The organism is Synechococcus sp. KORDI-52 (assembly GCF_000737595.1).
In the GTDB taxonomy this organism is placed as follows: Bacteria; Cyanobacteriota; Cyanobacteriia; order PCC-6307; family Cyanobiaceae; genus Parasynechococcus.
Genome location: NZ_CP006271.1, coordinates 2,246,922 through 2,265,006, shown reverse-complemented (window position 1 = coordinate 2,265,006; position 18,085 = coordinate 2,246,922). Strand labels below are relative to the sequence as shown.

The window sequence follows — 18,085 nt, the reverse complement described above, 5'->3', positions numbered from 1 at the left end:
TTTAATAGCTGCATCTGAGCATGTCCTCCAGTACTCCTCAGTCAGAACCCGTTGACTACCTGGACCTTTATGCCGTCCCCGAGGTTGATGACCTCGTGGATGAAAGCTCTTGCTCTGATCCAGCTGTTCCGTCGTCTCGTTCAAGGGCATTGCGCCGGCTTTCCCTTCAGGTTTCGGCTGACCTTCACCGTCAGTTGAAACTCATTGCCATGGAGGATGAAGAGACGATGAATTCCATGGTTGTCCGTATTCTTCGCCAATTTTTGCGGCAGCGAGAAGCTCAGCTCCAAGCTGCTCGACCGCGGCGAAGCATCTAATCGTTTTACTTTTTGCTCACACCATGTCTGCCACGCCTAGTTCTCCAGACGTTCGTAAATTATCCGTTTTACTGCCGACCAAAGTGCATCGGCAGCTCAAGCGAAAGGCATTGATCAACGACCGTACGATCACAGATGTTGTCAGCGACCTCATTGATGGTTATCTGACAGATTCTGAAGATCACCCATTCTCGTGACTTGTTTGTCTCGCTGAAGCCAGTGTTGGAGGGTCTTTGATCGGGCTTGAATGGCGTTGTTACAGGTTTTCGCGCACAAAATAATCTTTTCCCGTCTGGACCCTTGATCCCGCTTGATCGAGATCGAGCAATGGTGTTTGTTGTTTTCCTTGATCGATTGATATCCATATCCCTTCACATTGGAAGCTGTTTTGCCCTGATTTGATTGTGCCTTGAAGCGTCAAACATCGGTCTTCAACACGCTTGATCGTTTCAAGAGTGGAACAGAAGAACCAGTCCCTGCTCGGTTTGGTGGAATTCCCGTTCTTCCCTGCTCAGATCCAGGCCCACATTCAGCCCCTCTTTGAGCGCATCTTCAAAGGGCGGTGTTGGAGGCGGAGCACTGTCGATCCACAGTGCAGCAATTCCAACGGCTGTGGCATGCCAACGGAATCGGCTGGTGATGCCGATGTCCGGTTCGCTCAACGCTTCCTCAAGGAGGATGTTGATGGTGAGGTTCGTGTTGGACATATGGACCAGCATCATGATCAGTTCACGGTCCTGCAATGAGCTGAGAGACTTCGTTGCGTTTGGATCTCTCAGGCTTGATTCCTTCGGCTTTGGAACCCCTCCCTCAGCGCATTGCTTTGGTTCACGAGTGGTTCTCGCCCCGCTCGGTTGGGGGGGCTGAACGCGTTGTTGAAGCTGTTGATTCCCTGCTGCAGCGCCTTGGCTGCGAGCCTCAGCTGGCCGCCTTGGTCGACGCGGAATCGTGCCGGCAAGACAGTTGGTTGCACGGCCGGTCTGTCCTCACCAGCCCGATCCAAAGTTTCCCCTGGGGTCGCAGTCATGTGCAGCAGTATCTGCCGCTGTTGCCGTATGCCATCGAACAGATCGATCTGGGCGGAGCTGAACTGGTGATCAGCAGCAGCCATCTCGTGGCCAAGGGGGTTCTGACTGGGCCTGATCAGCTGCATCTGAGCTACGTGCATACGCCGGTGCGTTACGCCTGGGACCAGATGCACGCCTACCTGGAGCGTTCGGCCCTGGCGCGGCGTGGACTGGGTCCATTGATTCGCTGGCAGTTGCATGGCTTGCGGCAGTGGGATCAACTCAGTGCCCAGCGTGTGGATCACCTGCTCGCCAACTCCCGTTTCACGGCCCGGCGAATTCGTCAGTACTGGGGGCGTGACGCCAGCGTGATCCACCCCCCTGTGGAGGTGAATCGTTTTCGCTGGAATGCCGATCGCGACGACGTTTACCTCTGCCTGTGCCGTTTGGTTCCCTACAAGCGTGTGGATCTGGTGGTGGACGCTTTCAACCGTTTGGGGCTTCCTCTTTATGTGGTCGGGGATGGACCTGAACGGGCTCGGCTTGAGTCAATGGCGGGCCCAAACGTCACCTTGCTGGGCCGGCAGTCCGGGTCCCAGGTGGAGGAGCTCATGGCCCGTTGCCGTGCATTTGTTTATGCCGGTCTGGAGGATTTCGGCATTGCACCTGTGGAAGCCATGGCTGCAGGCGCTCCGGTGATCGGGCTGGGGCGTGGCGGCTTGTTGGACACGGTCCGCTGTGCAGCGGCCGGGTTGCAGCAGCCCACCGGGGTGCTGTTCCCGGAGCAGACCGTTGAGTCGCTTGTTCAAGCTGTGGAGTGGTTTGAGCACGGACGGCTCTGGCGCTCTCTCGATGCTGAGGCCATCCGTCAGTGGGCCGAACGCTTCCGGCCTGAGGCCTTTGCAGCACGCTTTGAATCGGCTTTGCGGCTGGCCTGGAGGGCCCATCGACGGAGCTGTGCCGTTGCAGCGACTGACCCTGCTGGGATGCCAGGTCTCTCCCTGTGACGTTGAGTGAGCTGAGTCCCAGGTTGAGCCTTTGACCTCGGCCTTTCGGCCAACTCTGCTTCAGGCCCCCGGGCGTGGTGCACGCCGTGGCAAGTACAAACCTCACCTTGCCTTGATTTCAGCCCCCCCTTCGGCCTTGCCGATCGGCACGCTGATTCGCGGTCAGAACCGTTGGGGACGGGTGTCCAAGCGATCTGGAGACATCGTCTTCTCGCTGATGGTGCTCGCCATCGGTTCCCCCATGCTGCTGCTCCTGGCTGGGTTGGTCAAACTCAGTTCACCGGGGCCGGTTTTTTACACCCAGCGGCGGGTGGGCCGGGGGTACCAACGTTTTGGTTGCATCAAGTTCCGCACCATGCGAGCGGATGCCGATGCTGTACTGGCCCGCGTTCTGAAGGATGATCCATCACTGAAGGCTGAATTCGAGCGTGATTTCAAGCTCAAGCGTGATCCCAGGATCACTCCGCTTGGTCGATTCCTGCGCCGTTCAAGTCTTGATGAGCTGCCGCAGTTTTTGAATGTGCTGCGCGGGGAGATGAGTGTGGTGGGTCCACGCCCGATTGTGGAAAAAGAGTTGGTTCGCTATGGCCCCTACATGGATGAAGTGGCCTCCGTACGACCGGGTTTGACCGGACTCTGGCAAGTGAGCGGTAGGAACAATCTGAGCTACAAGAAACGCGTCAAGCTCGACCTGGCCTATGCCCGTGGTCGCTCGTTTGGCCTCGATTTCGCCATCATCCTGCGCACCTTTGGTGTGTTGCTTCTGCCGATGGATCGGGGTGCTTACTGATCGGTGCTCACTGGTTGACCACCAGTTGAATGGTTGCCAGAGCACCCAGCCAAAGCAGTTGCAGGCGGCCTGATGCCTTCAGCACACGTTTGACGAGGGGAATGCTGGCGGTTGGTTGGCCACGGCCCAGCACCGGTTTTTGCACCAGGCGCTCGCCGTAATGGTTCTCACCGCCGAGTTGGATCCCGATGCAGTGGGCGTAGATCGCCTCTGATCGCCCTGCATTGGGCGATGGGTCTGCTGCTCCATCCCGTTCTGCGGCCTGCACCCGTTGCCCCCAACGCGTCCATGGCGGGCAGACCAGAGGCAGCGTCAGCATGACCAGCCGGCAGGGCAGCCAGGTGAGCAGATCATCGAGGCGTGCCCCCGCCGTTCCCAGCCAGCGCAGCCGACCGCTGCGGTAGCCGAGCATCGAATCAAGCGTGCTGGTGGCCTTGAAGGCCCAAGCCAGGGCCAGCGGTCCAGGCCCCGCGGGCATGACCATCCAGACCAAGGCACCGACACCCATCCAGAACAGGGGGCGAACACCCCATCTACAGCGTTTTCAGAGGCAGTTTCGGCTGCGGCTCTGAGCAGCTCTGCTTGATTCAGGTTCTGCACGTCTCGCCCGACGATCCAGCTCAGGTTCCGGCGGGCCGCCTCGAGGTCGCCATCGGCTGATGAGGGCATGACGTGGAGCACCGCCAGGACGCTGTCCGTCAAACTGCGGGCCGCCAGGGCGCTGGCGAGGCCCACGGTCACAACAGGGACACCCAGCCACTGCCATGGCGACGGTTGCCAGAGCAGCCGCTCCAGCGACCAGCCCGCCAGAGTGCTGCCGAGCACCAGGATCACTGTGATCAGCCCTCCCCCGAAGCGCAGTTGCAGAGGATGGTTCCCTGCCCATGGCTCGATCCTGTTGCGCATCTGCCGGATCCACCACCCCATCACCACCACGGGATGGAGCATCCAGGGCGGGTCGCCAATGATCTGATCCAGCACCGCTGCACCGATCACGAGAGCCATCCCGAACTCCCCAGGATTCATCGGACGCTTCGCATCAGCAGGGGCGCGGAGATGAAAAGGACAAGCTGAAGCCCCAGCACCAGCTGCAGGCCGACCCCCTGTGCGAGCCCGCCCATCACAAGCACACCGACGAGACCACCAAGGCTTCCCGAACGCTGCAGGATCTGCCAGCCATGAGCCGGATCATCCGGTGTCAGGGTCGCGACCAGTTGACGGTCGGTTGCCGCGGCCAGCGACCCCATCGGCAGAAAAAGGAGGGTGGTCATCCAGCCCGGGGAGATCTGTCCCACCCCCAGCAAGGCTGCGATGAGGGCGTAATGGCCCCGGAAACTCCATGGATCGGTGGCATGGCTGGAGAGCGTGCGACCAAGCCCGTAGGCGGTCAGCACCATGCCGAAATTGAGACAATTGCCGTCGGCAATGGTGCGAACCCAGAGCGGCAGCAGGCCGAAAAAACCACCAAAAAGAAGCCCTTGCAAGGCTGCCTCCCGGTTGAACCTGGGAAGGCTGATGCCTTGAACCGCCGCCGATGGGGGGCGACAGGCAAGGGGCAGCAGCGGCAGAAGCAGCAACGACGCCGGCAGGAATTGATGGAATCCAGGTCGGATCAGACCCGTGAGCAGGAACCCCAGCAACGCCCCTATCTCACTGGCCAAGCGCAGCTGTGGGAAGTTCAGATCCGGTGCCTGTAGCAGGTTCAGCTGCAGGGGGTGCTGGCTGATGTCCTGCCCCAGGGCAATGGTCAGCCCGGCCAGGAGCACCACGATGACCAGCAGGGAGGGCTGAACTGCACTGGCCATCGGACTGCAGAGGACCAGCAGCACGACTGCACTGCCTAAAATCCAACAAAACCCCCCCGCTCTGCGTTTCAGTGGCAGCAGAGCGGGGAGTGTTGTCAACGCGGGAAGCAGGCTGTTAATCAGCGGAGATGGGGTCAGACCGCTGAGCAACCAACCGCTGGAGGCCAGGCTCAGGCTGATTCCAGCCTGAGCACTGCCCCAGCGAAGTGGCCCCCACCTGTTGTTCAAGGGTTCGTGTGGATCAGGCGTCCTTCAACCAGCTGAACATCGAGCGCAGCCCCTTGCCCACCTTCTCGATCGGATGCTGGGAATCACGGTCGCGCACCTTCTTCATCTCCGGCTTGCCGGCTTCGCATTCGGCCACGAAGTTCCGGGCGAAGGTGCCGTCCTGGATGTCGGCCAGAACGCGCTTCATCTCGGCCTTGGTGTCGGCGGTGATCAGACGGGGGCCGCTGACGTAGTCGCCGTATTCCGCGGTGTTGGAAATCGAATCGCGCATGGAGGTCAGACCCCCCTTCACCATCAGATCCACGATCAGCTTCACTTCGTGGAGGCACTCGAAGTAGGCCAGCTCCGGCTGGTAACCCGCTTCCACAAGGGTTTCGAATCCAGCTTTGACCAGTTCGGACAGGCCGCCGCACAGCACAGCCTGCTCACCGAAGAGATCGGTTTCGGTTTCCTCTTTGAAGTTGGTTTCCAGGATGCCGGCACGGGTGCCGCCGATCCCCTTCGCGTAGGCCATCGCCAGGCCACGGGCGTTGCCGGAAGCGTCCTGTTCAATCGCGAACAGGGCAGGAACCCCCTGACCGTTCTGATATTCCCAGCGCACGGTGTGGCCAGGGCCTTTGGGGGCGATCATCACCACATCCACATCAGCGGGAGGCTTGATCAGCTCGAAGCGGATGTTGAAGCCGTGGGCGAAGCTCAGCACCTTGCCGGCACTGAGGTGGGGTGCGATTTCCTTCTCGTAGACGTCCTTCTGGAATTCGTCGGGCAGCAAGACCATGATCCAGTCGGCCTTGGCTGAGGCATCGGCCACGCTCAGCACTTCAAGACCGTCTGCCTTGGCTTTTTCGGCGGAGCGGCTGCCGTCATAGAGGCCCACCACCACGTTCACGCCTGAATCTTTCAGGTTGAGAGCGTGGGCATGACCCTGGGAGCCATAACCAATGATGGCCACGGTCTTGCCGTTCAGCAGACCGAGATCGGCGTCGGAGTCGTAGAAGAGCTGGGCCATCCGGGGCGGGCTTGCGGAACACTGCAGTCGACGAGCTTACGCAGCGGCCTGACCCGTTCGGTTCAGGCCTCGTTCGGATGGGAGATGACGCGATCGATCAGACCGTATTCCTTGGCTTCTTCGGCACTGAGGAAGTAGTCCCGGTCGGTGTCCTTCTCGATCTTCTCGAAGCTCTGGCCACTCATGTCGGATAGGGAGCGGTTGAGCATCTCCTTCATCCGCAGGATCTCCCGTGCCTCGATTTCGATGTCACTGGCCTGGCGACGACTGGTGCCACCAAGGGGCTGGTGGATCATGATCCGGCTGTGGGGCAGGGCAACCCGCTTGCCCTTGGTGCCAGCGGCAAGAAGAAAAGCACCCATGGATGCCGCAAGGCCAACGCAGATGGTCACCACCTCGCTCTTGACGTACTGGATGGTGTCGTAGATCGCCAGGCCGGCCGTGACGGAGCCACCTGGGGAGTTGATGTACAGGTAGATCGGCTTGCTGCTGTCTTCCGAGTCGAGATAGAGCATCTGGGCCACCAGGCTGTTGGCGATGCCGTCATTCACTTCAGAGCCAAGGAAGAGGATGCGCTCCACTCCGAGACGGGTGTAGATGTCGACCCAGCGCTCCATCTGGCTGCCGGGCAGGCGGTAGGGAACGCTGGGGGTACCGATCGGCATGGTTCAGGACTTTGGAAAGGAGGTGCAGGAGGGTTGGGGCTGATGCCGTCGGTCAGACGGGGGGATTGCCAGGCAGATCCTTGCGGCTGCTGAGCACGCGGTCGATGAGTCCGTACTCAACGGCTTGTTGCGGTGTCAGGTAGCTCATCCGGTCGGAGTCCTTGCTCAGCTCTTCCACAGAACGACCTGTGTTGGCGGAGAGGATTTCAAGCATCGCCTGCTTGTTGTGCAGCACTTCTTTGGCTCGGATTTGGATGTCCGTCGCCTGGCCGCGGGCACCGCTGCGCGGCTGGTGCAGGACGATGGAAGAGTTCGGGAGAGCGGCCCGTTGACCTTTCGTACCTGCCGAGAGGATCACCGCGGCTGTACCCATTGCCTGACCGATGCAGATGGTGTGCACCGGAGGCTTCACGTAGCGAAGGGTGTCGCAGATGGCGAAGGCTTCGGTCTCGAAGCCGATCGCTTCACCTGAGTACCAGCTTGTTCCAGTGGAGTTGATGTAGAAGTAAATCGGTTTCTCTGGGTTGTCGAATTCCAGATAAAGCAGCTGAGCAATGATCAGCTCAGTCACGTCGATGCCCATCTGACGCTTGGCGTCGTCGTCAGAGAACAAAGGCAAGCCCAGATAGACGATTCGCTCCTTCAGCAGGAGTGAAGGAAGGTCAGGAGGTGGTGTACGCATCACAGCGCTGTCGCCGTAGTACGGGGCCGAAGTCGTCATCTCCACCATCGCGGTGGAGCGAGCCTAGCCGGGCTGAGCGGGCTTGCGGCTGCTGGTTTTGGGCGGTTTTCCCTGACTTTTTGATTTGGTCGAAGTCTTGGTGTCGGTTGTTGCATCATTCCCGTCCAACCGGGCAAACACCATCCGGCCGGTTGGGGTTTGCAGAGCACCGGTCACGACCACAGGTTTGCGTTGGCCGATTAGTGATTTCGCCTCGTTGACCACCACCATCGTTCCGTCGTCGAGGTAGCCGACCCCCTGGCTCTCCTCCTTGCCCTCCCGCACGATCTTGAGTTTGAGTTCATCGCCGGGTTGCACCTCAGGCCGCAAGGCGATCACCAGCTCACTCAGATTCATCACCTTCAGCTCCTTTACCTGGGCCACCTGCGCCAGGTTGAAGTCCGCCGTGACCAGCGTTCCGCCCGTGTCGGAAGCCAGCTGCAGCAGCCGATCATCCGTTCCCTTGCCGTCATAACGGGTGCTGTTGATCACCAACCGCCGTCCGTAGGTTTCCCTGAGATCCTTCAGCAGCTTCAGGCCACGTCGGCCTTTGGCCCGCTTCTCGATGTTGGTTGAATCCGAGAGTTGCTGCATTTCCGCGATCACGGTCTCAGCGACGATCACCTGGCCTTCCAGCAACCCGCAGGCGAGCATCCCGCGGATCCGGCCATCGATGATCACGCTTGTATCCAGGATCTTGGCGGTGGCGGGGGTCAGCACCCCATCGGCCACGAGCAGGGCTTCCGTGCTGGCGGGATTGAACAGGCGCAGCAGCGTGCGCCCATGCACTTCCGCCAGGTTGCTTCCAAGAACTCCAAAAAAGACGTTGCTCACCACCGCCAGCAGTGGTTTGAGCAGAACAATTCCCCCGGAAAACGGAAGCAGGAGAACGGGCAGCAGCAGCAGGTTGGCCACCAGCAGCCCCAGGATCAGGCCCACAGCCCGGCTCACCAGCAAATCGGTGGGCATGGTGCGCACCTGTTGCATCAGGCGCATCCGCAGCTTGTTGAACACCAGGCCTGCAATCAAGCCAATGCCGCCGCCAGCTCCGCTGAGCTGAAGACGCAGCTGTTCGGCATTGGTGGTTGAACTCACCAGCCCATCCGGCAGCAGGTGAATCCCCATCCAGCCTGCGGCTGCGCCCGAGACAACAAACAGAAGCAGGATGAGCGGATCCACCATGGGTTCAGGTCGTGGCAGCTCGATCCAGATGCCAGAAGCATGCCTTATCCCATCCCGCCCCGCAGCGCCTATCTGCACATTCCCTTTTGCCACCGGCGCTGTTACTACTGCGACTTCGCCGTTGTGCCCCTGGGGGACCAGGCCCGTGCCGACCATGGGCCTGGCAGTCGCTCGATCCATGAGTACCTGAGCTTGCTGCATCGGGAGATCGCTTCTGCCCCAAGCGGTCCGCCCCTGTCAACGGTGTACATCGGCGGGGGAACCCCATCGCTGTTATGCCCCGATCAGATCGGAGCCTTGCTCGGTGCCTTGGCCAACAAGTTCGGGCTCCAACAGGGTGCGGAAATCACCCTGGAGATGGATCCGGCCAGCTTTGATTCCGCGCAGTTGGCCTCCGTTCTGGCCCATGGCGTGAACCGCATCAGCCTGGGGGGCCAGAGCTTTGATGATGCGGTGCTCGAGCAGCTGGGGCGTCGGCACCGCCAGAGCGACCTCCATGCGGCGATCGCGTGGCTGGTTCAGGCCTGGCGCGATGGCGCGCTCCGGTCCTGGAGTCTCGATCTCATGCAGAACCTCCCCGGCCAGACCCTGGCCGGCTGGGAGGAGCAGTTGGATCAGGCCATTGCCAGTCAGGCCCCCCATCTCTCGATTTACGACCTCTCGGTGGAGCCGGGCACGGTGTTTGATCGCCAACGCTCGCTGGGCCTGTTGAAGCTGCCGGAGGACGACCTTGCCGTTGCCTTGATGGAGCGGACCACGCAACGGCTTGCCGCTGCCGGCCTCAGCCGTTATGAGATCTCCAACCATGCCCGTCCGGGCCATGCCTCCCGTCACAACCGGGTGTATTGGAGCGGTGCTGGTTGGTGGGGGTTTGGTATGGGAGCGACATCAGCACCCTGGGGGGTGCGTTTGGCGCGACCCCGCACCCGGGCTGCCTATGCCGCCTGGCTCGACCACCCTCCGCTTGAAACGGTCGCTGAGGCTGGTCTCCCCCTGGACGATCAATTGTTGGTGGGTCTGCGGCGCCGGGAAGGTGTGACCCTTCAAGGGCCTGATGCCGATGCCCTGGTGCGCCGGTGGCAACCGTTCATCGAGCGCGGATGGCTGCAGCAGCGGGCCGGGCGCTGGTGCCTCAGCGACCCCGAGGGCATGGCCCTTAGCAATCAGGTGTTGATCGAGGTGATCCTGTGGTGGGAGGAGTGTGGTTCCGGGTCTGGCTCACCCACCCTTTCAACGCTTCGATGAACAGCTGGCGCCCATCCACGAGGGCCTGGCTGAAGGGAGGTTGTTTGGGGGTGAGCCCCAGCAGGTCGGCTGTGACGCGCACCTGGCCATCGCAGCCATCACCCGCTCCAATCCCGATCACCGGGATGGTGAGAGCCTGCTGCACCCGACTCGCCAGCTTTGCCGGGACATGTTCCAGCACAAGGGAGAAGCATCCGTTCCGCTCAAGGCTGCGCGCTTGATCGATCAGGCGCTCCTGGCTGATGGCATCCGTGGCCTGGCGGCGGTAGCCCAGGCGATGCACGGCCTGAGGGGTGAGGCCCAGATGCCCCATCACAGGAATGCCCATTCGCACCAGACGGTCGATCACAGCGATGACCTCGGGTTCTGCTCCCTCCAGCTTCACCCCGGCAGCACTCGACTCCTTCAGCAACCGCCCCGCGGCCGCCACGGCACGGTCTTCTCCGCACTGATAGCTGAGGAAGGGAAGGTCACAGACCAGAAGCGGTTGATCGGCAGGCATGGAGGTCAATCCCCGCGCCACCGCCTGGGTGTGATGGAGCATCTGATCCAGGGTCACCGGGAGTGTGGTGGCGTGACCCAGCGCCACCATGGCCAGGGAATCGCCGACCAGCAGCACGTCGGCACCGGCGGCTTCCGCGAGAGCTGCTGAGAGGCTGTCCCAGGCGGTGAGCACAGCAATGGGTTGGCCCTTCTGCTTGAGGCTGGTCAGATCAGAAGGACGCATGCAGCTTGAGAACCCCTCGGGGGCTCATTGCTAGCATTCAGCCGACTCGGACCCATGCGGCTTCGACGCCCAAATCTGGTCAGGACCGGAAGGGAGCAGCCACACGGGATGCTCAGGGCAGGCGTGGATTCCGGGTCACCACCTTCAGACAGAGCTGTCGTCCTGCTGCTGACGGCGGCGCAGGAAGTCAGGGATTCTGGCCCCGTTCTCCTCGGGAACGGCAGGGGGCGTCATGGCAGGCATGGAGCGGCCGCGTTCGCTCCGGTAGGACTGCTTGTTGTCGAATCCTGTGGCGATCACGGTGACGTGAATCTCGCCTTCGAGAGCTTCATCCACCACAGCTCCGACAATGATGTTCGCTTCCGGGTCGACGACGTCGTAGATCACCTCGGAGGCCGTGGTCATGTCCTCCAGAGTCATGTCCTTGCCGCCGCTGATGTTGATCACACAGCCCTGGGCTCCATCGATGCGTTCGGTTTCCAGCAGTGGGCTGGCAATCGCCGCCTGAGCTGCTTCCACGGCGCGCGAGCGGCCGGAACCAATGCCGATTCCCAGCAGTGCTGTGCCTGCTTCGGTCATCACGGAACGGACATCGGCGAAGTCAACGTTCACCAGTCCGGGGCACGTGATGATGTCACTGATGCCCTTCACGCCCATGCGCAGGACGTCATCCGCACTGCGGAAGGCCTCCTGAAGCGGTGCTCCGGCGATGGCCTCCCTCAGCCGGTCGTTGGGGATCACGATCAGGGTGTCCACATGCTCTACCAATCGAGCAATGCCTTCATCGGCCTGACGCATGCGACGCCGGCCCTCGAAGCTGAAGGGCTTGGTGACGATGCCAACGGTGAGAGCTCCGACTTCCCGGGCCACCTCGGCAACCACCGGTGCTGCCCCGGTTCCGGTGCCCCCGCCCATGCCCGCGGCAATGAACACCAGATCCGACCCCTGCAGCGCATCGTGGAGGTCCGTGCGGGATTCCTCAGCTGCCTTCTGGCCGATGGTGGGATTGCCGCCAGCACCGAGCCCCCGGGTGAGGGTCTGCCCCAGCTGCAGCCGTTGCTGGGCCTGTGACTGAATCAGGGCCTGGGCATCGGTGTTGAGAACGCGATAACCCACCCCTTCAAGATCGCTGAGGATCATCCGGTTGACGGCATTGCTGCCGCCGCCGCCAACACCAATGACCTCGATGCGGGCGGACTGGCTGGGCTGGATTCCAGCTGCTGAAAAGGATGCTGAACCGCTCACCATCTCCATCGTCGAGGCTGAACCATTTGGTTGGGTTGCATTATGTCCCTGAAGACTGGTCCCGGCTTCAACAGATCACAAACCAGGCGATGAGGTTGTGGTCTCCAGATTTTTCAGGCTGTGCTCTCAGGGTTGCGTCTTGGCGTTCTTGGGTGCCGCCGATTTTGGACGTTGCAGCTCCGGGCGGTCGGGATTGCTGAGATCCAGACTGCTTTGCCGGGTCTGGCGGAGCTGTTCCGGCAGCGTGTTGTTCAGGTGAAGGATGGTCTCGATCTGGGCATTCAAAAGTGAGGGTTCGCCTCCGAGATCGATCCGGCCCAAGGCATTGGTGATCAGGCTGATGTCGCCGTCAGGGTGAAGCACGACGGCTTTGAGCAGACCCTCCAACCGATCCCGTTGTTCCAGCAGCGCAGCAACTTCACTGCGTTGCTGGTCGTTCCAACCGCGCACCAGGATGTTCGTCAGCGGTTCTGGGGAGACGTCGGTCAGGGGGAGCCACTGCCCTTCGGCATTCAGCAGCCCCCGTTCCCGTCCAGCGGGACCCTGACGCTCGGCGCGAGCGATGGGAATCTCCGGCTTCAGGTTGATGATTAGGCGAGCGGGCAGCATCTGGCGCTCCACCTGAGCGCTTCGCACGGGCAGGGTGCTGATCAGCTGTGCTTCCAGCGCTCTGGGGCTGACCTCGAGCAGGGGTTGGGGAAAGCGCAGTTTGGCCGCCTCGACAACTTGGTTCTTCTCGAGGGCAACCTCACCTTTCAGGACCACTGCCTCAGGGCTATGCATGGTCCAGCCATGGCGCAGCAGGATCCATGCGCATCCCCCACTGAGCAGCAGCATGGCCACGAGGCGCCAGAGCTGAAGCAACAAGGCTTGGCGACGCTGCTGGCGTAACGCTCGGCGGCGGGCAACCTGAGCGGAGATGGGCCGCTGCGTTGGCGTCGTCTTGGCGGTGGCCCTGTTCAAAGGTCGCACCGGGCCCGCGCCATCAACTGTTCACCCCAGCTGCGCGCGCGTTCGGCGTCGGAGAAGGGCACATCCATCTGCAGATCTTTGCCGATCAGGCGCAGCCGACAACGGCCCTGGGACTCCTCGGTAAGGGGCGCATCACCGGAGGCCAGTGACATCAGTTCCACAAGCTCGAGTTTGCAGACGTCAAACGAGCCCTGATCCTGAAAACTGCCCGCTTCGAAGCTGCTCCAGTGCAGTTCACCGTCTTTCAGACGGGCACCACCGCAGCCATCCAGCTTGGCGAGTTCCGAGCCTTCCGCCCAGGTACGAAACAGGTTCTGGCGCCGCCGTTCCAGCCATCCAAGCGAGGCCAGCAGCACGAAGGCCAGCAGCAGGGGTAGCCAAAGCAGTCCGTGGCTCATGGGTTAGGCGAAGGACGCTGTGTTCATTCTCCTGCTGATTGGAGCAGTTGGTGCACCAACTGCTCGAGTGTTACGCCACTGGCCGCCCAGAGCATCGGGAACATGCTCTGCGCCGTGAAACCAGGCAGGGTGTTGATTTCGTTGATCCACAGCTGATCATTGGCGTCGTCGTAGAAGAAGTCCACCCGACCCATGCCGTCGACGCCAACGGCTGCACAGGCTTGTAACGCCTGGGTACGGATGCGCTCAGTCACTGGATCCGGCAGGGGGGCGGGAATCAGCGTGGAGCTCCGCCCAGCGGTGTACTTCGTCTCGTAGTCGTACCAGTCCGCATCGAAACGCACTTCGCCGACTACGGATGCTTCGAGGCGGCGCCCCCCCAGCACCGCGCATTCCACTTCCCTGGCGTTGACGCCCTGCTCCACCACCAGTCTCGGGTCGAGTGCTGCTGCCTGGTTGAGACCGGCTTCCAGTTCCGTGCGAGACCGCACCTTGCTGATCCCCACCGAGGAGCCGAGATTCGCGGGCTTCACGAAACAGGGGTAAGTCAGTTCGCTTTCAATCCGATCGAGGAGGGTGGATCGGCTGTTGGCATCCTCGAGTTCGGAGGCATGAAGGGCCACATAGGGCACCTGGGACAGCCCGGCGCTCGCGAAGGCGGACTTCATCGCCTGCTTGTCCATGCTCACCGCTGAGCCAAGAACCCCGGCTCCCACAAACGGTTTGCCGGTCAGCTGGAACAACCCCTGAATGGTTCCATCTTCCCCATTGGGACCATGCAGCACCGGGTACCAGATGTCGACTGCTTCGCTGCCCTCCGGGAAGCCTTGGAAACCCGAGGGAGGCAGCGGCGGGCTGAGGTTCGGTGCCGTTTCGGTGGCCAGGGTCTCCTCGGCCAGATCCTTACCCCACCAGCGGCCATCTCGGTCGATGTAGATCGGCTGGACGGTGTAGCGCTCCGTGTTGTTTCCGCTGCGCAGGCCGCGAACCACGGTGGCCGCGGATCGGATCGATACCTCGTGCTCTCCAGAGCGGCCTCCAAAGACGAGGCCGACCGTGATAGGGCTGGACGGCATGGCGGCTGCGACCCCTGAGCAGTGGGAGCGCCAAAGGTATCAGCGTTGTGCTCAGTGGGGCAGGGGGCTGCCGCTGAGTGAAAAGGAGCGCACCGCATCGATGCGCACCTGCACGAGATCACCTGCGCTGTAGGCGTGACCATCCGGTCCGGTGGCGCTGAAGAAGGTCAGGCGATTGGTTCGGGTGCGCCCCATCAGTTGGGATGGGTCCTTGGGATTGATGCCCTCCGCCAGCACTTCTTCGACGCGGCCCTCGTAGCGGGCATTGGCCTGGCGGGCGCAGCGCTCCACCAGGGCATTGATCTCGCGCAGGCGTTCCACCTTCACTGTTTCCGGCAGCTGCTGGTCCCAGTTGGCGGCAGGGGTGTTGGGCCGCGGGGAATAAGCCGCCGTGTTCACCTGGTCGAAGCCGATTTCTTCGATCAGATCAAGGGTGCGGCGGTACTGCGCATCGGTTTCGCCGGGGAACGCGACGATCACATCAGCGCTGAGGGAGGCATCGGGCATGCGCTCACGGATGCGGTCGATGATCCGCCGGTAACGCTCCACGGTGTAGCCCCGGGCCATGGCCTGCAACACGTCGTTGTCCCCGCTTTGGAACGGAATGTGGAAGTGTTCACAGAGCTTGGGCAGGTCGGCACAGGCATCGATCAGCCGCTCGGTGAAGTAGCGCGGATGGCTGGTGGCAAAACGGATCCGTTCAATGCCCTCCACGTCGTGAACGTGATGGAGCAAATCCGTGAGGGTGTGTTGGCGGCGACCCTCCGGTGTGATGCCCGGTAGATCCCGGCCGTAGGCATCAATGTTCTGGCCAAGCAGGGTGATTTCTTTGTAGCCCTGGGCGGCAAGACCCTCCATCTCCAGCTTGATCGTCTGGGGCAGCCGTGATTGTTCTTTGCCGCGCACGGAGGGCACCACGCAGTAGGTGCAACGTTCGTTGCAGCCGTAGATCACGTTCACCCAGCCGCAGATGCTGCTGTCCCGGCGGGCCGTGGTGATGTCTTCAAGGATGTGGTGCTCTTCGGTGGCGACCACCTGCTGGCCGCTGTCCACCTGAAGCAACAACGTCTCAAGCCGATTGGCGTGCTGCGGTCCCATCACCAGATCAAGCTCCGGCACCCGCCGGAGCAGCGATTCGCCCTCCTGCTGGGCAACACAGCCCGCCACCACCAGAGTGAGATTGGGGTTGCTGCGTTTCCGTTGGGCCTGTCTGCCTAGGTAGCTGTAAACCTTCTGTTCGGCGTTGTCCCGGATGGTGCAGGTGTTGTAGAGCACCAGGTCGGCATCCAGTTCGGCTGACGCCTCCCGATAGCCCATGGCTTCCAGGATTCCCGCCATCCGTTCGGAATCCGCCTTGTTCATCTGGCAGCCGAAGGTTGTGATCCAGTAGCTGCCACGCTGGGGATTGGCAGTGGCGTTAGTGGCGAGGGGGGCGGAGGCGACCAAATCTCTGGCTCAAGCCTTCTCAGTGTGAGTCACAGCGGTGTTGTGTCAGTTTGGAGATTGACAGCCGGATGGCGATGGGCTGGGCCCTCAGGCGGTTTTCGCTCACCAAGGCCGTGCCCCTCACGATCAGCCGGGGCACCACGGCTGCCGTGGTGCGCTTGGAGCTCAGGTTGGAACGGGATGGATTGACCGGCCGCGGCGAGACCGGTGGATTTGAGACCGGCCACCGTGCTTTTGCCCTTGAGGCGGTGGAACAGGAGCTGCTGGCGCTGTTGCCGCATCTGGAGGTTCTCGATCCCGACCGTCCGCAACGGTTCGAGCCCTTGCTGGAGCCTTTGAGTCCGCCAGCCCGTTGTGCCGTCGACCTCGCGTTGTGGGATTGGTACGGGCAACGGCTCGCTCAGCCGCTGTGGCGGCTCTGGGGGTTGGATGCCGCCGATGGCCTCGCCACCAGCGTCACCCTGGGACTGGCTTCTGTGCCTGCGGCGCTGAATCGCCTGGACCGCTGGTGGAGGCAGCTGCCGGCCACGCGTGTGAAGCTGAAGTTGGGCAGCCCCGACGGTTTGGACCACGACCGAAGCCTGCTGAACGCGGTGGCTCAGGCGATCACAGAACGATCCCAGACGCAGGGTGTGGCCATCGAACTGCAGGTGGATGCCAACGGTGGTTGGACCCTGGATCAGGCCAGGCGGATGCTGGAGCCCCTGGCATCACACCAGGTGGTTCTGCTGGAGCAACCTCTGGCTCCTGATCTGGATCCGACGCAGGACACGGCGGGGTTCGCGGCGCTCCACCCGCACTGTCCGATGCCCCTGGTGGCGGACGAAAGTTGCTGGGATCTGGAGGATCTGCTGCGCCTGGCTCCGGTGGTGGATGGCGTGAACCTCAAGCTTCTCAAGACCGGGGGACTCAGTCAGGCCCTGTTGATGGCTCGATTGGCGCAGCGGAAGGGGCTGGATCTGATGGTGGGGTGTTATTCCGACAGTTCCCTGCTGAATGGTGCAGCGGCTCAGTTGCTGCCTCTGATCCGTTGGCCTGATCTCGACAGCCATCTCAATTTGATGGACGACCCCTTTGTTGGCCTTGGGTTGAAGGACGATCGTCTGCGGCCTTCGGCGGCGGCTGGATTGGGGATCCGCCAGGCAGGAGGCACGGCAACGTGATGAGCGGGATTCAGGCACCGCCGGGATTTCGGGAGATGCGGTTGGTGCTGCTCCAACACGGCGGCATGGCCAGCCTCACCGGCAAGACCGGTCTGGCCATGCTGCGCCATCGCGCCGGACCGATCGTCGCCGTGATTGATCCCGACCATGCCGGCCAGTCCTTGCCGCAGATCACCGGCATCGATCGTGTCGTGCCGGTTGTGGCGGATTTGGCCGCTGCGCTGCCCTACAAGCCGGAGGCCGCAGTGGTTGGCCTGGCTCCCTCGGGGGGGCAGCTCCCGGACCCTGTTCGTCATGACGCCCTGGCGGCGTTGCGGGCAGGCCTGCACCTCGCCAGCGGACTCCACACCCGTCTGGCTGAGGATCCGGAACTGGCGGCAGCCTGCTGGCCCGACCACTGGATCTGGGATTTGCGGCGGGAGCCGGAGACGCTCAAGGTTGGCCAGGCACGGGCCGCAGCACTCCCCTGTCGACGCCTTCTGGCCGTTGGAACCGATATGGCCGTGGGCAAGATGAGTGCGTGCCTGGCGCTGTTGGAGGCAGCCCAGCGAACCGGGATTCCCGCGCGCTTTGTGGGAACGGGGCAGGCGGGAATTCTGATCAGCGGTGAGGGGGTTGCCCTTGATGCTGTTCGTGTGGATTACGCCGCCGGTGCGGTGGAGGCGGCGGTGCTTCGGGCCGCTGCCGCTTTGCCGGAGCAGGGCCTCGTGCTCGTTGAAGGGCAGGGGTCGTTGTGTCACCCCGCCTCAACAGCCACGCTCCCCCTGCTTCGGGGGGTTCAGCCCACCGCTCTCCTGCTGGTGCATCGGGCTGGCCAGACGACCATCGATCGACTGCCTCAGATTCCGCTCCCTCCACTGGCGGAGTTGGTGGCCACCATGGAAACTCTGGCCAGCTGGGCTCAGCCTGACGGTGCACACCCGCCAGTCAAGGTGGCGGCGGTCGCCCTCAACACCGCGCGGCTTGATGAGGATCAGGCCAGGCGAGAGGTGGAGGGCGTTCATCAAATGCTGCAGCTGCCCTGCACAGACCCCATCAGGTGGGGAGCAGATCCCTTGCTCAAAGCATTGCTGAAAGATTGA

18 protein-coding genes, 1 other RNA gene and 1 pseudogene are annotated in these 18,085 nt (G+C 62.2%); 7 read left to right on the top strand and 13 right to left on the bottom strand.

Translation table 11 applies throughout. From position 1 onward, the window contains the following. Positions 1 to 340 precede the first annotated feature (340 nt). Positions 341 to 514, top strand: a complete 174-nt coding sequence (locus tag KR52_RS14510; RefSeq protein WP_156957729.1) for a hypothetical protein — start codon at positions 341 to 343, stop codon at positions 512 to 514. A 252-nt stretch (positions 515 to 766) separates the two neighbouring features. Here KR52_RS14510 and KR52_RS11635 read toward each other — a convergent pair whose 3' ends face one another. After that, entirely contained in the window at positions 767 to 1,036 is a 270-nt protein-coding gene (locus KR52_RS11635) for a hypothetical protein (RefSeq protein WP_038557315.1), read from the bottom strand. 62 nt (positions 1,037 to 1,098) lie between these two features. On the opposite strand from KR52_RS11635, the gene KR52_RS11630 reads away from it, so the two are divergent. Then, positions 1,099 to 2,331: a glycosyltransferase gene (locus KR52_RS11630; RefSeq protein ID WP_371257683.1), complete on the top strand. Its 1,233-nt coding sequence runs from the start codon at positions 1,099 to 1,101 to the stop codon at positions 2,329 to 2,331. 31 nt (positions 2,332 to 2,362) lie between these two features. After that, the gene (locus KR52_RS11625; RefSeq protein ID WP_038556094.1) at positions 2,363 to 3,121 is read left to right on the top strand and encodes a sugar transferase; all 759 of its coding nucleotides are present in this window, start codon (positions 2,363 to 2,365) and stop codon (positions 3,119 to 3,121) included. Between the two features lie 7 nt (positions 3,122 to 3,128). Here KR52_RS11625 and cbiB read toward each other — a convergent pair. From cbiB to KR52_RS11595, 6 genes and pseudogenes are all read right to left on the bottom strand, one after another. Next, positions 3,129 to 4,147 (bottom strand): annotated as a pseudogene (gene cbiB, locus KR52_RS11620) (adenosylcobinamide-phosphate synthase CbiB). Continuing rightward, the gene (locus KR52_RS11615) at positions 4,144 to 5,154 is read right to left on the bottom strand and encodes a hypothetical protein (RefSeq protein ID WP_038556091.1); all 1,011 of its coding nucleotides are present in this window, start codon (positions 5,152 to 5,154) and stop codon (positions 4,144 to 4,146) included. Before KR52_RS11615 ends, cbiB begins: the two are co-directional and overlap by 4 nt. Before the next feature lie 13 nt (positions 5,155 to 5,167). Further along, entirely contained in the window at positions 5,168 to 6,163 is a 996-nt protein-coding gene (gene ilvC, locus KR52_RS11610; protein ID WP_038556088.1) for a ketol-acid reductoisomerase, read from the bottom strand. Positions 6,164 to 6,225: 62 nt separating this feature from the next. Beyond that, positions 6,226 to 6,828 carry an ATP-dependent Clp protease proteolytic subunit gene (locus KR52_RS11605; RefSeq protein WP_011363833.1) on the bottom strand — a complete coding sequence of 201 codons (603 nt, stop codon included), beginning with the start codon at positions 6,826 to 6,828 and terminating at the stop codon, positions 6,226 to 6,228. A 52-nt stretch (positions 6,829 to 6,880) separates the two neighbouring features. Continuing rightward, positions 6,881 to 7,549 carry an ATP-dependent Clp protease proteolytic subunit gene (locus tag KR52_RS11600; RefSeq protein WP_173402227.1) on the bottom strand — a complete coding sequence of 223 codons (669 nt, stop codon included), beginning with the start codon at positions 7,547 to 7,549 and terminating at the stop codon, positions 6,881 to 6,883. Between the two features lie 24 nt (positions 7,550 to 7,573). Continuing rightward, a complete protein-coding gene (locus KR52_RS11595; RefSeq protein WP_038556082.1) occupies positions 7,574 to 8,731 on the bottom strand; it encodes a PIN/TRAM domain-containing protein in 1,158 nt (385 codons plus the stop codon). 39 nt (positions 8,732 to 8,770) lie between these two features. Here KR52_RS11595 and hemW point away from each other — a divergent pair, with 39 nt between their 5' ends. Beyond that, positions 8,771 to 9,976, top strand: coding sequence for a radical SAM family heme chaperone HemW (gene hemW, locus KR52_RS11590; protein ID WP_038556080.1), 1,206 nt, complete (start codon positions 8,771 to 8,773; stop codon positions 9,974 to 9,976). On the opposite strand, the gene panB is transcribed toward hemW, so the two are convergent. After that, a complete protein-coding gene (gene panB / locus KR52_RS11585; protein WP_038556078.1) occupies positions 9,888 to 10,703 on the bottom strand; it encodes a 3-methyl-2-oxobutanoate hydroxymethyltransferase in 816 nt (271 codons plus the stop codon). The genes hemW and panB overlap by 89 nt on opposite strands. A gap of 43 nt (positions 10,704 to 10,746) precedes the next feature. Between panB and ffs the strand changes: the two genes are divergently transcribed. Next, an RNA gene (gene ffs, locus KR52_RS13845) (signal recognition particle sRNA small type) lies at positions 10,747 to 10,843 on the top strand. A 4-nt stretch (positions 10,844 to 10,847) separates the two neighbouring features. Here the strand turns inward: ffs and ftsZ are convergent. The 5 genes from ftsZ to miaB all read right to left on the bottom strand — a co-directional run bounded on the left by ftsZ (position 10,848) and on the right by miaB (position 15,840). Then, positions 10,848 to 11,957 (bottom strand): cell division protein FtsZ, encoded by a 1,110-nt coding sequence (gene ftsZ, locus KR52_RS11580; protein WP_038556077.1) that lies wholly within the window; start codon positions 11,955 to 11,957, stop codon positions 10,848 to 10,850. Positions 11,958 to 12,074: 117 nt separating this feature from the next. Continuing rightward, entirely contained in the window at positions 12,075 to 12,920 is an 846-nt protein-coding gene (locus KR52_RS11575) for a cell division protein FtsQ/DivIB (RefSeq protein ID WP_253912400.1), read from the bottom strand. Next, entirely contained in the window at positions 12,908 to 13,318 is a 411-nt protein-coding gene (locus KR52_RS11570) for a hypothetical protein (RefSeq protein ID WP_038556072.1), read from the bottom strand. Before KR52_RS11570 ends, KR52_RS11575 begins: the two co-directional genes overlap by 13 nt. A 23-nt stretch (positions 13,319 to 13,341) precedes the next feature. Further along, on the bottom strand, positions 13,342 to 14,394 hold the full coding sequence (locus KR52_RS11565) for a D-alanine--D-alanine ligase family protein (protein ID WP_038556069.1): 1,053 nt from the start codon (positions 14,392 to 14,394) through the stop codon (positions 13,342 to 13,344). A gap of 51 nt (positions 14,395 to 14,445) precedes the next feature. Beyond that, the gene (gene miaB, locus KR52_RS11560) at positions 14,446 to 15,840 is read right to left on the bottom strand and encodes a tRNA (N6-isopentenyl adenosine(37)-C2)-methylthiotransferase MiaB (RefSeq protein ID WP_038556066.1); all 1,395 of its coding nucleotides are present in this window, start codon (positions 15,838 to 15,840) and stop codon (positions 14,446 to 14,448) included. Between the two features lie 74 nt (positions 15,841 to 15,914). On the opposite strand from miaB, the gene KR52_RS11555 reads away from it, so the two are divergent. Together KR52_RS11555 and KR52_RS11550 are read left to right on the top strand one after the other, a co-directional pair. Beyond that, the gene (locus KR52_RS11555; RefSeq protein WP_038557311.1) at positions 15,915 to 17,003 is read left to right on the top strand and encodes a dipeptide epimerase; all 1,089 of its coding nucleotides are present in this window, start codon (positions 15,915 to 15,917) and stop codon (positions 17,001 to 17,003) included. Beyond that, positions 17,003 to 18,085: a DUF1611 domain-containing protein gene (locus KR52_RS11550; RefSeq protein ID WP_038556063.1), complete on the top strand. Its 1,083-nt coding sequence runs from the start codon at positions 17,003 to 17,005 to the stop codon at positions 18,083 to 18,085. Before KR52_RS11555 ends, KR52_RS11550 begins: the two co-directional genes overlap by 1 nt.

Excerpts from the sequence above, each read along its gene's own strand:
- ilvC (WP_038556088.1), bottom strand. The coding sequence starts at position 6,163 with ATGGCCCAGCTCTTCTACGACTCCGACGCCGATCTCGGTCTGCTGAAC.
- hemW (WP_038556080.1), top strand. The coding sequence starts at position 8,771 with ATGCCTTATCCCATCCCGCCCCGCAGCGCCTATCTGCACATTCCCTTT.
- ftsZ (WP_038556077.1), bottom strand. The coding sequence starts at position 11,957 with ATGGAGATGGTGAGCGGTTCAGCATCCTTTTCAGCAGCTGGAATCCAG.
- KR52_RS11555 (WP_038557311.1), top strand. The coding sequence starts at position 15,915 with ATGGGCTGGGCCCTCAGGCGGTTTTCGCTCACCAAGGCCGTGCCCCTC.
- panB (WP_038556078.1), bottom strand. The coding sequence starts at position 10,703 with ATGCGTCCTTCTGATCTGACCAGCCTCAAGCAGAAGGGCCAACCCATT.
- KR52_RS11605 (WP_011363833.1), bottom strand. The coding sequence starts at position 6,828 with ATGCCGATCGGTACCCCCAGCGTTCCCTACCGCCTGCCCGGCAGCCAG.
- KR52_RS11570 (WP_038556072.1), bottom strand. The coding sequence starts at position 13,318 with ATGAGCCACGGACTGCTTTGGCTACCCCTGCTGCTGGCCTTCGTGCTG.
- KR52_RS11635 (WP_038557315.1), bottom strand. The coding sequence starts at position 1,036 with ATGCTGGTCCATATGTCCAACACGAACCTCACCATCAACATCCTCCTT.
- KR52_RS11600 (WP_173402227.1), bottom strand. The coding sequence starts at position 7,549 with ATGACGACTTCGGCCCCGTACTACGGCGACAGCGCTGTGATGCGTACA.
- KR52_RS14510 (WP_156957729.1), top strand. The coding sequence starts at position 341 with ATGTCTGCCACGCCTAGTTCTCCAGACGTTCGTAAATTATCCGTTTTA.
- KR52_RS11595 (WP_038556082.1), bottom strand. The coding sequence starts at position 8,731 with ATGGTGGATCCGCTCATCCTGCTTCTGTTTGTTGTCTCGGGCGCAGCC.
- KR52_RS11565 (WP_038556069.1), bottom strand. The coding sequence starts at position 14,394 with ATGCCGTCCAGCCCTATCACGGTCGGCCTCGTCTTTGGAGGCCGCTCT.
- KR52_RS11550 (WP_038556063.1), top strand. The coding sequence starts at position 17,003 with ATGAGCGGGATTCAGGCACCGCCGGGATTTCGGGAGATGCGGTTGGTG.